Origin of the sequence: Xanthomonas sp. NCPPB 3583 (assembly GCF_041475715.2) — a bacterium.
Taxonomy (GTDB): Bacteria; Pseudomonadota; Gammaproteobacteria; order Xanthomonadales; family Xanthomonadaceae; genus Xanthomonas; species Xanthomonas euvesicatoria.
Genome location: NZ_CM191263.1, coordinates 839,953 through 853,005, shown reverse-complemented (window position 1 = coordinate 853,005; position 13,053 = coordinate 839,953). Strand labels below are relative to the sequence as shown.

The 13,053-nt window shown below is 64.5% G+C and carries 9 protein-coding genes and 1 other RNA gene; 3 read left to right on the top strand and 7 right to left on the bottom strand.

Translation table 11 applies throughout. The features are described 5' to 3' along the window. The first annotated feature begins 6 nt into the window (after positions 1–6). The 3 genes from betA (at position 7) to ACCQ07_RS03700 (ending at position 3,339) form a co-directional block, all read left to right on the top strand. Positions 7–1,677: a choline dehydrogenase gene (betA, locus tag ACCQ07_RS03710; RefSeq protein ID WP_055026926.1), complete on the top strand. Its 1,671-nt coding sequence runs from the start codon at positions 7–9 to the stop codon at positions 1,675–1,677. Positions 1,678–1,834: 157 nt separating this feature from the next. Beyond that, a complete protein-coding gene (locus ACCQ07_RS03705; RefSeq protein WP_122273284.1) occupies positions 1,835–3,067 on the top strand; it encodes a multifunctional CCA addition/repair protein in 1,233 nt (410 codons plus the stop codon). A 196-nt stretch (positions 3,068–3,263) separates the two neighbouring features. Further along, positions 3,264–3,339: non-coding RNA, sX9 sRNA (locus tag ACCQ07_RS03700), on the top strand. Positions 3,340–3,386: 47 nt separating this feature from the next. On the opposite strand, the gene ACCQ07_RS03695 is transcribed toward ACCQ07_RS03700, so the two are convergent. The 7 genes from ACCQ07_RS03695 to gspN form a co-directional block, all read right to left on the bottom strand. Continuing rightward, positions 3,387–6,056, bottom strand: coding sequence for a TonB-dependent receptor (locus ACCQ07_RS03695; protein ID WP_372363808.1), 2,670 nt, complete (start codon positions 6,054–6,056; stop codon positions 3,387–3,389). 544 nt (positions 6,057–6,600) lie between these two features. After that, positions 6,601–7,755 (bottom strand): N-acetylglucosamine-6-phosphate deacetylase, encoded by a 1,155-nt coding sequence (gene nagA, locus ACCQ07_RS03690; protein ID WP_011346379.1) that lies wholly within the window; start codon positions 7,753–7,755, stop codon positions 6,601–6,603. Between the two features lie 2 nt (positions 7,756–7,757). Then, positions 7,758–8,786: an SIS domain-containing protein gene (locus ACCQ07_RS03685; protein WP_014089359.1), complete on the bottom strand. Its 1,029-nt coding sequence runs from the start codon at positions 8,784–8,786 to the stop codon at positions 7,758–7,760. A 6-nt stretch (positions 8,787–8,792) separates the two neighbouring features. Further along, positions 8,793–9,860 carry a LacI family DNA-binding transcriptional regulator gene (locus ACCQ07_RS03680; RefSeq protein ID WP_003482633.1) on the bottom strand — a complete coding sequence of 356 codons (1,068 nt, stop codon included), beginning with the start codon at positions 9,858–9,860 and terminating at the stop codon, positions 8,793–8,795. A gap of 40 nt (positions 9,861–9,900) precedes the next feature. After that, a complete protein-coding gene (locus tag ACCQ07_RS03675; protein ID WP_372363807.1) occupies positions 9,901–11,178 on the bottom strand; it encodes a sugar MFS transporter in 1,278 nt (425 codons plus the stop codon). 43 nt (positions 11,179–11,221) lie between these two features. Next, on the bottom strand, positions 11,222–11,944 hold the full coding sequence (locus tag ACCQ07_RS03670) for a GntR family transcriptional regulator (RefSeq protein ID WP_008576739.1): 723 nt from the start codon (positions 11,942–11,944) through the stop codon (positions 11,222–11,224). 397 nt (positions 11,945–12,341) lie between these two features. Continuing rightward, positions 12,342–13,052 (bottom strand): type II secretion system protein N, encoded by a 711-nt coding sequence (gene gspN / locus ACCQ07_RS03665; protein WP_029818645.1) that lies wholly within the window; start codon positions 13,050–13,052, stop codon positions 12,342–12,344. Position 13,053 lies beyond the last annotated feature (1 nt).

Genomic DNA, 13,053 nt, shown 5'->3' with positions numbered 1-13,053 from the left:
AACACCATGCAACGCGAATACGACTACATCATCATCGGCGCCGGCTCGGCAGGCAACGTGCTGGCGGCACGCCTGACCGAAGATCCCGGCGTGACCGTGCTGCTGCTCGAAGCCGGCGGGCCGGATTACCGCATGGATTTCCGCACGCAGATGCCGGCAGCACTGGCTTTTCCGTTGCAGGGACGTCGCTACAACTGGGCCTATGAAACCGAGCCGGAACCCTATATGGACAACCGGCGCATGGAATGCGGTCGCGGCAAGGGCCTGGGCGGTTCGTCGCTGATCAACGGCATGTGCTACATCCGCGGCAATGCACTGGACTTCGATCATTGGGCCAAGCGCCCCGGCCTGGAGGACTGGAGCTACCGCGATGTCCTGCCGTACTTCCGCAAGGCAGAGACGCGCGACATCGGCGCCAACGACTATCACGGCGGCGACGGCCCGGTGAGCGTGGCAACGCCGAAGAACGACAACAACGTGTTGTTCCATGCCATGGTCGAGGCAGGCGTACAGGCAGGCTACCCGCGTACCGACGATCTCAATGGCTACCAGCAGGAAGGCTTCGGACCGATGGACCGCACGGTGACGCCACGCGGGCGCCGCGCCAGCACCGCGCGCGGTTACCTGGACATGGCCAAGCCGCGCGACGGCCTGCATATCGTCACCCACGCCACCACCGACCGCATTTTGTTTGCAGGCAAGCGTGCCATCGGCGTGCATTACCTGGTGGGCAACAGCAGCGAAGGAATCGATGCGCATGCACGCCGCGAAGTACTGGTGTGCGCGGGTGCGATCGCCTCGCCGCAGCTGCTGCAACGCTCCGGCGTAGGCGCACCCGATCTGCTGCGCGCACTGGATGTGCAACTGGTGCACGACCTGCCCGGCGTCGGCCAGAACCTGCAGGACCACCTGGAGGTGTATATCCAGTACGCATGCACCAAGCCGGTGTCCTTGTATCCGGCATTGCAGTGGTGGAACCAGCCTGCGATCGGCGCGGAATGGTTGTTTGCCGGTACCGGCACCGGCGCCAGCAATCAGTTCGAAGCCGGCGGCTTCATCCGCACGCGCGAGGAATTTGACTGGCCCAACATCCAGTACCACTTCCTCCCGGTGGCCATCAATTACAACGGCAGCAATGCCGTCAAGGAGCACGGCTTCCAAGCGCACGTCGGCTCGATGCGCACACCCAGCCGCGGGCGTGTGCACGCCAAATCGCGCGACCCGCGCCAGCATCCTTCGATCCTGTTCAACTACCAATCCACCGACCAGGACTGGCAGGAATTCCGCGACGCGATCCGCATCACCCGCGAGATCATCGCGCAACCGGCGCTAGACCCCTACCGCGGCCGCGAGATCAGCCCCAGTGCGGACTGCAAGACCGATGCGGAGCTGGACGCATTCGTCCGCTCTCGCGCTGAAACCGCCTATCACCCCTCCTGCTCCTGCGCGATGGGCACCGACGACATGGCGGTGGTGGACGGCCAGGGCCGCGTGCACGGCATGGAGGGCCTGCGCGTGATCGACGCCTCGATCATGCCGCGCATCATCACCGGCAACCTCAACGCCACCACCATCATGATTGCCGAGAAAATCGCCGACCGCATGCGTGGTCGTACCCCATTGCCGCGCAGCACCGCCGATTACTACATCGCTGGAGATGCACCTGTGCGCGGGTGACCTTTTCTCCGGGTCGAGCGTGCGGTGCCCTAACCCTTTTTGCATGTACCGTGAACCCTTCCATGAGCGCGTTGGCGGCGTCCACGCCGCCAGTGGTCCCGCAAGCAGCCGGGACACCGCACAGACAGGCGCATGATTGCTCGGGCATCATGCGCTGATGAAGATCTATCTCGTTGGCGGCGCAGTCCGCGATGCATTGCTTGAGCAGCCGGCTGGCGACCGCGACTGGGTGGTGGTTGGCGCCGATCAGGCGCAGATGGAAGCGCAGGGGTTCAAGCCGGTCGGCAAGGATTTCCCGGTGTTCCTGCACCCGCGCAGTGGCGAGGAATACGCATTGGCGCGTACCGAGCGCAAATCCGGCCGCGGATATCGCGGCTTCGTGGTGGACGCCGACCCATCGGTGACCCTGGAAGAAGACCTGCTACGCCGCGACTTCACCATCAACGCGATCGCGCGCGATGAGGAGACGGGTGAGTTGTTCGACCCGTACAACGGTGCGCGTGATCTGCAGGCGCGCGTCTTGCGGCATGTCGGTCCGGCGTTTGTCGAAGATCCCGTGCGCGTGTTGCGTGCCGCGCGCTTCATGGCGCGGCTGGCACCGCTGGGCTTCACGCTCGCTGCCGACACTGCGGCATTGATGCGGGACATGGCCGCCAGCGGCGAACTCGATAGCCTGGTGCCGGAGCGCGTGTGGCAGGAGCTGCGGCGCGCATTGAGCTGCGCGCAGCCCTCGGCGTTCCTGCGCACGCTGCACGACACCGATGCGCTGCGGGTCATCCTGCCGGAAGTCGATGCGCTGTACGGCGTGCCGCAGCGCGCCGAATTCCATCCGGAGGTCGACACGGGCATTCACCAGGAAATGGTCAGCGATATGGCGGCACGTCTCGCGCCCGGCGATGCGCTGGTGGGCTTTGCCGCACTGACCCACGATCTGGGTAAGGCACTCACACCACCTGAGGAATGGCCGCGCCACGTCATGCACGAACAACGCGGCGTGGCGCCATTGCAGGCGCTGTGCGAGCGGCTCAAGGTGCCGCAGGACTTTCGGCAACTTGCCATCATCGCCTGCCGCGAACACTTGAACGTGCATCGCCTGGCCGAGCTGCGCGACCGCACCCTGCACGAGCTGCTGGTGCGCTGCGATGCGTTTCGCCGCCCGGAGCGTATCGCGCAGCTGGCACTGGTCTGCGAAGCCGACAAGCGTGGCCGTCTGGGCAGTGAAGAAGCCGCGTACCCGCAGGGCGAAGCACTCAAACGGCTACATGCCGCCGCACTGGCGATCAATGCGCGGGATCTGGCGGCCGAAGGTCTGCAAGGGCCGCAGATCGGCGAGGCACTGACAAAGGCGCGCATTGCCGCGATTGCGGCAGCGCGACGGATCGGTGCATAGCTGCATGTCGCGCACCTGGGTCCAGGTGCGACGCGATGTGGGGACGCCAGGAAGGACACAATTGCAGCACCCCATGGACCGAAACCTGCCCATTCGAATTCAGTGATGTATTGGAGATCTGATTTCCGCCGTTAAGAGCAGCTAACAAAACTACTGCGCAGCCGCCAGGCGGGCGCGGCCGGTGCTCGGAATCCTCATGTACCACTCGTACACTGCGGTTCCTGTGCGCCGTCCGCACCCGCCTGACGACTGCTCGCGACGTTTTGTTAGCCGCTCTAAACCAAGGCGGCTACACATGAGCAGCCGCCCCGGCCGGGCATCACAGCTTGAAATTCAGGCTCAACATGAAAGAACGACCATTCTTGTAGATGTAGTACGGCTGGTTCTTGTTGCCGATGTAGCTGAAATAGGTTTCATCCAGCAGGTTGGTGGCTTCCAGCGCCACGCGCAGCCGCTCGGTGGCCTGGTAGCCGAATGAGGCATCTACCTGCGTAAACGCGTCGGTCATCTGCTGCCCGTTGAGCCGGCCAATCTGGGTGAAGTATTCCGAGCGCCAGCCCAGATTCACCCGCGCATTCCACTTGCCTTGCTCGTAGTACGGGCTGATGTTGTAGGCATTGCGCGAGTTGTACGGCAGGCTGTAGTCGCCGTCGGTGTTGGAATCGGAATAGGTGTAGTTGGCCACCACGCCGAAGCCATTGCCGAAATTGTGCTGCAGATTGAGCGCCACACCGCGCACCGTGGCATCGCCGGCGTTGGTGGGCACCGATGTCTGGTAGGTGCTCGAGCCGCCGGTAGCGTTGTTGAAGAACACACGGTCCTGCACGGTAGTGAGGATGTAGTTGGAGATATCGCGCGAGAAGAATTCGCCACTGAGCAAGCTGCTGTCGGAAAAATACCACTCCAGCGATGCACCGAGATTGGTCGACTCGTATGGACTCAGTCCTGGGTTCCCCGTCGAGGCCGTCAGCGTGGTGTCGTCGGTGGCCACGTACGGCGTCATGTTGGTGTAGCGCGGCCGCGCGATCACTTTGGAGGCGGCAAACCGCAGCATCAGATCGTCGCGCAGGTCGTAGGCAATATTGAACGAAGGCAGCCATTTGCCGTAGCTGCTGAGAAAGTTGACCGGTGTGTAGCCGCCGCCCGGCGCATAGCTGTAGCCATCGGTGGAATCGCGTGAGTGCACATAGCGCACGCCGATGTTGCCGCGATACCGCTCGCCGGAGAAATTGCCTTGCAGGAACCACGCACGGTTCTGCTCCTGGATGCTGTAGTTGCCCGCATAGCTGATGGGCAACCCATCATCGCCTTCCAATTCGCCGATATACCGACCGATCGCACCGCTGTTGATGGTCGACCAGCGTTGCATGTCGGTGCTGGTCGATAGCCCGTCCAGATAGCCCGACGGCGTGGTACCCGGCGAGAATGCCGCCAGCGTGCTGCCATCGTTCGGGGTCCAGGTACGGCTATAGGACGATTGCCCGGTGGCGTGATTGGTGAGCTTGATGCCGGTGAGGATCTGCGTGAATGGCCCCCACTCCACCGCATGATCGAAATCCAGCTGCAGATAGCGCTCCTTGTCGTATTGCGGGCTATGGCTGGCCGAGGCGTTGTTGAGCTGCATCGCCGCCGCATTGGTGGGATCGGTGCTGTAGTCCATCGCGGTCCGGCGCCCGTCGATGGCGTAGCTGTAGCCAGCCAGATTGCGGAACTGGATGCCGTAGATACGCTCGGCGCCGCCTTGCGAACTGGTGTAGCCCACCTGGCTGGAGGCGTTCCAACCCTCGCCATGCCAGTCGGTGCGCAAGTGGATGCTGCCGGTGCTGACCTGGCTATTGCGCAGATAGCCGTCGAGATAGGTGTTGGACTGATCGCCAAAGGTACCCGAAGTGGCGATACCGTTTTCGAAGCCCAAGGCCTGCGCATCGCCGGGCGTCGAGCCCCAGTAGCCGTAGCGGCTCTGGTTGTAGTTGTCGAAGCTTTCCTTGACGTACAAACCGGTCAGGTTGAGCTCGAAATCGCTGTCCGGCTTCCATTGCAGCGCCGCGCTGACACCGTCGCGCTTGCGCGTCTGCTGGAATAACGCCGTGTTGATCGACGTCGGAAACACGCCGGTGTTGTTGCCAACCACACCGGGCGGAAACCCGGCGCCCTGCACATTGTCGTAGCCGAAAATTTCCACGCCGTCGCGGCGCAGAACGCGCTGCGAATGCATCACCGAGGCAAGCACGCCCAACGTTTGGTCCTGATTCTTCCAGCTATACAGCGCCGATGCGCTCGGCTTGCCTTCGTCGGAACGATCGTTGTAGCCATAACTCACGGTGCCGGTGAGCGTATTGCGATCCAGATCGAGCGGTTTGCGCGTATGCACGATCACGGTGCCGCCGATGGAGCCCTCGTCGATGCGCGCTTCGGGCGTCTTATAGACCTCCATCAGGCCGACCACTTCCGGCGCCAGCGTGCTGTAGTTGAACGAGCGGCTGTCCGGGTCGTTGGGGTCGCCGCCCCAGCTGGTCGACGCAATGGGCTGGCCATTGAGCAGCACGCGATTGAGCGCCGGGTCGGTTCCCAGGATGCTGACCTTTTCGCCCTCGCCGAACTGCCTGTCCACGGTGATGCCGGACAACCGCGACAGCGATTCGGCAACATTGGTATCGGGAAACTTGCCGATATCCTCGGCGCTGATCGCATCGACGATCGCATCGGCGTTGCGTTTGACGTTGAGCGCCTTGCCCAGGCTGGCCTGGTAACCCACCACCTTGATTTCGTCCAGGGTGGAGACCGAGGGACTGGTTTGTGGTGGTGTCTGTTGCTGCGCGGGTGCGGGCTGCTCCTGCGCAAATGCGGGAAGGCTTGCGACGCAGGCCAGGCTGGCGCCACCCATGAGCAGGCGCCTGACAGCAGCGCTCAACGATGAGCGGCGCAGTGGGTTGACGAACGCAGATACCGGAACGCAAGGGGATGACGCGAACAGACGGGAAAGCAGCATTGCGTGGACCTCATCACTGATGTCGGATGGCAACCGCCTGGTTGCACAACGGCGCGCGACGCGCGTGCCATGCCCGTGATCCGTCCCCTGTGCCGGATACGAACAACTGCCCGCATTGCATGACCACATGCGGGTAAACGCCGGACCGCTGGAACAACGGCCGGTTGTCGTCTTCTCAAACGTGGAGCAGACGTTTCTTCGCTGAGAACGTTACCAGCGAAGGTGCCTTCGGTGGGTTGCAGTGTCAACCCGCTGCTGCATACGTCTATTTTTATGCGCTAAACACCGGCTTCCCTGCAGATATCGGGATGACGGCGTGATCGCTGTCTCACTGCCCTTGGCGCCGATGCAGACCACTGCGCCTTGCGGCCTGTTCGCATAAGGGGGCGGGTAAGCAAGGCGAGGCATGCGACATGCGCCAATTCGATGTGCATGGGCCGCTGCACGCCCCTGCATTTCAAAAATCAAACACGACACGCGCGCCGCATTACGCAATGCGGCGCGCACGATGCGTAGATTGGCCAAGTCATGTTGCCAGTGCCGCCTAATCGCGCTGCCCAGCCACCCACGTGCTCAACACCTGCACATCGTCATCCACCAGTACCAGGTCGGCTTGGTAGCCAGGTGCGATGCGTCCCAGGCGTTCGCCCAGGCCAATGCATTGCGCGGGATAGGTGGAGGCCATGCGCGCAGCTTCGGCCAGGTCCACGCCCAGCCAGCGCACGCTGTTGCGCACGGCGGTGGCCATGTCCAATGCAGAGCCGGCCAATGCACCATCGGCATTGCGCACCACGCCGTCCACGGCGGTGATGGTTTCGCCGTAGAGGTCGAAGCTGGCGCTGTCGCTGCCGACCATCGGCATGGCGTCGGTGACCAGCAGCAATTTACCGCGTGGCTTGGCCGCCAGCGCCACGCGCAGGCTGGCCGGATGCACGTGCACGCCGTCGACGATGACGCCGCACCACACGTTGGGGTCTTCCAGCGCTGCGCCGACTGCATTGGGTTCGCGGCCAGCCAGCTGGGACATCGCGTTGTACACGTGCGTGAAGCCGCTGACGCCGGCGGCAATGCCCTCGCACGCCTGCTCGTAGGTGGCCGCAGTGTGGCCGGCGAACACGATCGCGCCACCGGCAACGAAGGCACGGATATCGTCCAGCGGCACGCGCTCGGGTGCGAGCGTGATCAGGGTGACGCCGTTGTCCAATGAGGTATCGACGGCAATCTCGTGCGCGTCCGGCACGCGGAATTTGCCTGCGTCGTGCGTGCCCTTGCGCGCAGGACTCAGGTACGGGCCCTCCAGATGGATGCCGAGCACTCCGGGCACGCCTTGTGCGATGGCCTGGCGCGTGGCATCGATCGCCTCGGCCATCACCTGCGCGGTATCGCTGATCAAGGTCGGCAGCATGCCGGTGGTACCGAAGCGGCGATGTGCGGCCGCAATGGTGGCCAGCGCCTGCGGGTCGCGTGCGTTGTTGAACAACACGCCGCCACCGCCGTTGACCTGGATGTCGATAAAGCCCGGCAACAAGGTGGCGCCGCCCAGATCCACGCGCGTATGCGCCTGCGCAACGCGCGCATCGTCGGCCGGCACGATCGCCTGGATCTGCGTGCCAGCCAGTACCACGACCAGGCCGTCCTGCAATCCGTTGTCGGTGAGCACGCGTGCATTACACAGTGCCTGAGTCGCGAGAGCGTGCATGATCAGACGGTTTCCGTGACCTTGTTCAGATGCGGCGGAAGATCGGGATTGTTGCCGCGCTGCAGCGCCAGCGCATTGATCGCGCGATAGAAGCTCTGCACGGTCAGCAGCGGCGCGCAAGCCGGGTGCGCGGCCTCTGCCAGCGGCAGATCGCCACCGGGCGCGGCCAGCCACACCTGCGCGCCACGCGCGCGGAATTCTTCGGCCAGTGCGCGGGTGCCGGCACCGGTTTCGTCGGGCTGTGCGAAGACCAGCACCGGGAAGCCCGGCCCCACCAGGGCCATCGGCCCGTGCTTGACCTCGGCCGAACTGTAGGCTTCGGCGTGCAGGCCGCAGGTTTCCTTGAACTTCAATGCTGCTTCCTGCGCTGCGCCCAGGCCCAGGCCGCGGCCGAGCACGAACAGGTTGTGCGCAGGCACCAGGCCGGCGGTGAGCGCCGACCAATCGGCCTGCCACGCGCTGCGCAACTGTTGCGGCAATGCGTCGAGCGCGGCAAGCAGGGCCGGGTCGTTTTTCCACACCGCGCCCAGATGCAGGACCGCGGCCAGCGAGGCAAGATAACTCTTGGTGGCGGCCACACTCTTTTCCGGGCCTGCGCCCAGCGGAATCACCACCTCTGCCAGTTGCGCCAGCGGCGAATCTTCCACGTTGACCAGTGCGACCACGCGCGCGCCGGCCGCCTTGGCCGCTTCGGCATTGCGCAGCAGGTCCGGGCTCTTGCCCGATTGCGAAATCACGATGTACAGCGCGCCACGCAGCTGCAGCGGCGCTGCATAGACCGAGCCCACCGATGGCGACGCAGATGCGGTGACGATGCCGAGCTGGGTTTCGAACAGGTACTTGGCATAGGTGGCCGCATGATCGGAGCTACCGCGCGCGCAGGTCACCACGAACGGCGGCGGCGTCTGGCGCAGCGACTGCGCGAGCGCGGCGATGGTGTCGGCATTACGCGCGAACTGTGCAGCCACCACATCGGCGGTCTGCGCCGCTTCGCGGAACATCAAGGTCTCGGTTTCGGAGGGAAGGCTCATCGTGGCTCAGGCAGATTCAGGAGGAAGGGGTTTGCCGGTGGACGCGGGCGCCGGCGCGGTGGAGCCGCGCACCACCAACTGCGGCACGAAACCACGGCTCTGCAATTGCGCCGGTTGGTCGTCGTAGGCGTCGCTGCGCAGCTGGCTGATCAACAAGCGTGCGGCATGCCGCGCGATGTCATCGGTGGCCTGCTTGGCGGTGGTCAATGCCGGCCACGACTGGCGCGAGAACGGGCTGTCTTCGAAGCCGGCGATCGACAATTGATACGGCACGTTCATGCCGGTGGACTTGGCTGCGGCCAGCACGCCTGCAGCGATCTCGTCGTTGCTGCCGAAAATGGCGGTGGGCGGTTCGCGCAGCGACAACAGCCGGCGTGCGCCGCGGAAGCCATCGTCGAAGGTGTAGTCGCCCGGAATCACCAGGTGCTTGTCCAGGCTGATGCCGTAATCCTTCAATGCCGCTTCATAGCCGGCGTAACGCTCGCCGCTGGAGCGATGTTGCGGGCCGCCCCACAGGAAGCCGATGCGTTGATGGCCGAGCTGGATCAGGTGCTCGGTGATTTCATAGGCGGCATCGCGGTCGTCGATGTACACGCACGGGCCGTCGCCGGGGTCGTCGGTGGAGGCGATGATGCGCACGCTCTTGATGCCGCGAGCAGCCAGACCGGCCAGCAATTCCGGGCGTTCGGACATCGGCGCGGTCAACACCACCCCGGCCAGGCGCGAGCGCTGCACCCATTCGGCCAGTTCTTCGGCCAGCAACGGCGAGGTGGAATCGCAGGGATGGATCTGCAGGCCAAAGCCGGTTTCCCGGCACGCGGCCAGCACGCCGTTCTGGATGCCGATGATGTGGTACGGGTTGGGGTTGTCGTACACCAGGCCGATCACGAACGGCGTGCCGCTGCGCAGATTACGCGCGGACGGGTCGGGTTCGTAATCCAGGTCGGCGATGGCGCGCAGCACGCGCGCGCGCGTGGCCTGCATCACCGACGGCTCGTTGTTGATCACCCGCGACACGGTCTTCAACGAGACCTTGGCGCGTTCGGCGACATCTTTGATGGTGGGCCTGCGCATGGAGGTACCTTGTCCGTCGGAACGCATCATGCCGCCGCGATCACTGGGCCTGGGCCGGCAGGCCCAAGCGATGACCGCGCAGCGAATAGAACAGAATGTACAGATAGCACGGCACCATCAGCGCAGCGAACACGACCTGGAAGTCGTAATGCTGCTTGAGGATGGCGAACAGCTGCGGAATGATCGCGCCGCCGGCGATGCCCATCACCAGCAGTGCCGAGCCGATTTCGGTGAACCGGCCCAGTCCGCGAATGGCCAGCGGAAAGATCGCCGGCCACATCATGGCGTTGGCAAAGCCAAGCGCGGCGACGAAGCCCACCGACACGTAGTTGTGGGTGAACAAGGCACCGAGCGAGAACAGCACGCCCAGCACCGCCGACACGCTCAGGTAACGCGCCTGCGAGATCACGCGCGGAATCAGTACCAGGCCGGCGATGTAGCCCAGCAACATCGCGCCCAATGTGTAGGAGGTGAAGATCTTGGTGCTGTCCAACGGGAGATTGAAGCCGTGCCCGTAGGTGCCGATGGCATCGCCGGCCATCACTTCCACGCCCACATAGACGAACAGGCACAGCACGCCCAGCCACAGGTGCGGGAACTGGAAGATGCTGGATTTCTGCACGCCACCGGTCGCGCCCGGCGTGGCGTTGGCCTCGGAGGGCTTGAGCTCGGGCAATGGCGAGAACAGCACGCCGATGGCCAGCAGCAGCAAGACGCCGGACATCACCAGATATGGCGCGTGAATCTTGGCGGCGAACGCGGTGAGCAAGGCTTCCTTGGTCGCCGCATCGGCGCTGGCCACCTGTGCGGACAGGTCGCCGATACCGTGCAGCACCAGCGAGCCGATCAGGATCGGCGCCAGGATGCCGGCGATCTTGTTGCAGATGCCCATCAAGGCAATGCGGCGCGCGGCACTTTCGATCGGCCCGAGAATGCTGATGTACGGGTTGATCGCCGTCTGCAGCAAGGCCAGGCCGCTGCCGATGACAAACAAGCCGCCGAGTGCGCCCGGATACCAGCGCTGCGTGGCGAACTGGCCGAAGCCTGCTGCGCCCACGGCCATCACCACCAGGCTCAGCGCCAGGCCTTTCTTCATGCCGGTGCGTTTGAGAATCCACGACGAGGGCAAGGCCAGAAAGAAGTACGACAGGTAGAACACCATCAGCACCAGAAACGCATTGACCTCGTTGAGGTCGAACGCCAGCCGCACGAAGGTGATCAGCGGCCCGTTGATCCAGGTAAAAAAGCCGATGATGAAAAACAGCACGCCGACGATGGCGATCGAGACAACGGGATTTGCGGGCCTGGCGGTAGTCATGGATCGGCTGGCTCTGAGGTTGTCGTAAGGAATGCCGTTGGCGTCAGCGGCGCAGTTCGGCGACGAAGTCGTAGAAGTCGTTGTGGCAATAGGTGTCGGTCAATTCGATCGCGCTGCCATCGCGGGCATAGCCCACGCGCACTACATGCAAAATCGCCTCGCCGGTTTTCATGCGCAGGTGTTCGGCCAACCGTGCGGGCAGATTGATGGCGCGGAAGTACTGCAGCGCGCGCACCACCGGCGTGCCCTGGGCATCGAGATAGCTGTAGAGCGAATCGCCGATCTGCTGCGGGTCGGTGACGATGCGCTGCGGCAACACCGCGTGCTCATAGGCCATCACGCGGTCGTCGGCGCTGCGCAGACGCGTCAGCGAGGCCACCGCCGCATCCGGCGACAAGCCCAGCCGCAGGATCTCTTCGCCATGCGCCGGGCGCAGCCGCCGTTCCAGCCAGCGCGTCCCGGGTTCATAGCCCTTGATGCGCAGCGTCTCGCTGAAACTGGTCAGGCCGCTGAGCTGATGCTGGATCTGGGTGGTGACAAAGGTGCCGGCGCCCTGCCGGCGCGAGACCAGGCCTTGTTCGACCAGCACATCCACCGCCTGGCGCAGGGTCACCCGCGAGATCTGCAGCCGTTCGCACAGCTGGCGCTCGGCCGGCAACGCCTCGCCGGCCTTCCACTGCCCGCCACGGATGGCGTCGCTGAGCTTGGCGGCCAATTGCAGATACAGCGGCGTCGGCGCGGAAGCCTCCAGCGCCAGCGCGTCCATCCTGGGGTCGTCGTCCGTCCTGGCATTGGTTCTCGGTTTGGCCACTGCCTGTCCTCCGGACCGACTTGGATTTGTTAGGTCCAATATAGTACCAATTTGCCCCGTGCGCATCAGACCGCGTGCAATCGCGAAAGCGCCGGATCGGCGACGCATCCGGCCACGGCGGACCGGCTGCACTCCTTCGGCCGCCAAAGTGCAGGCGTGCCGGAGCTGCTATGCAGGTTGCGTGCGCGCTGACGAATGCCGTAACCACTCGCCACCGCACCATGACGACAGGTTTGTCGACGGATGCCCCGGCGTGTCGCTTAATCGGCCGCGATGGATGCGCCAGCGGTGCCGCGCGCACGTGCATGGTGCAGAAAACCGGCACTACGGCGCGCAGCCAGTCACATCGCCACTAGCGCAATTGACCGTGGTCGTTGCGCACCATCCCGCGCTCCGGCGTGGCGGCGAAGCCCAGCAATTGCAGGCCGACGCCCAACACCGCGTCCTGCGCCGGATCGACACGCGACTGTAGCTGCCAGCGTCCGTCGGGCCACAGTTGCAGCTGTGCTTCGGCCTGCACGCCGGCGGGCAATGCGGTGTCGGGCAGCAAGGTCAGCACGGCGGTGTGATCCACGCACGCCGGCTGCCCGGACAAGCGCAGCGGCGGCAGACCGGGCAGCTCGCCCGCACCGCTTGCCAGCAATTGCAGGCTGACCCGCCCATGCGCCTGCACGCAACCGGTGGCATCGAAGAGCAGATCCACCTGCTGCAGCTGCAACGCCAGATCGATCAGCGCCACGCCACCGGGCTGGCGCACCAGCAATTGGCCCTGTGCATTGCGTATGCCGCGTTGCGCGCCATCCACCAACAGCATGTGCAGATGTGTGGACTGCAACTGCACCTGGCGTTCGCCACGCACCAGCGGCCAGAGCCGCGGCCGCACCGCCACATCGCCGAAGGCGATGCCTTGCCATTGCACCTGCCGCAACGTGCCGGCCCAGATCGGGCCCTCCACATCCAGCACCGAGAACGGCAGTCCCTCGCGCGGCAGCACCAGGCGCAACGGGACAAACGCCAGTAGCGCGACCCCCACCATCGACACCAAGAGCAAGGCCCAGCGCATG

Excerpts from the sequence above, each read along its gene's own strand:
- ACCQ07_RS03705 (WP_122273284.1), top strand. The coding sequence starts at position 1,835 with ATGAAGATCTATCTCGTTGGCGGCGCAGTCCGCGATGCATTGCTTGAG.
- ACCQ07_RS03675 (WP_372363807.1), bottom strand. The coding sequence starts at position 11,178 with ATGACTACCGCCAGGCCCGCAAATCCCGTTGTCTCGATCGCCATCGTC.
- ACCQ07_RS03680 (WP_003482633.1), bottom strand. The coding sequence starts at position 9,860 with ATGCGCAGGCCCACCATCAAAGATGTCGCCGAACGCGCCAAGGTCTCG.
- betA (WP_055026926.1), top strand. The coding sequence starts at position 7 with ATGCAACGCGAATACGACTACATCATCATCGGCGCCGGCTCGGCAGGC.
- nagA (WP_011346379.1), bottom strand. The coding sequence starts at position 7,755 with ATGCACGCTCTCGCGACTCAGGCACTGTGTAATGCACGCGTGCTCACC.
- gspN (WP_029818645.1), bottom strand. The coding sequence starts at position 13,052 with ATGCGCTGGGCCTTGCTCTTGGTGTCGATGGTGGGGGTCGCGCTACTG.
- ACCQ07_RS03695 (WP_372363808.1), bottom strand. The coding sequence starts at position 6,056 with ATGCTGCTTTCCCGTCTGTTCGCGTCATCCCCTTGCGTTCCGGTATCT.
- ACCQ07_RS03685 (WP_014089359.1), bottom strand. The coding sequence starts at position 8,786 with ATGAGCCTTCCCTCCGAAACCGAGACCTTGATGTTCCGCGAAGCGGCG.
- ACCQ07_RS03670 (WP_008576739.1), bottom strand. The coding sequence starts at position 11,944 with ATGGACGCGCTGGCGCTGGAGGCTTCCGCGCCGACGCCGCTGTATCTG.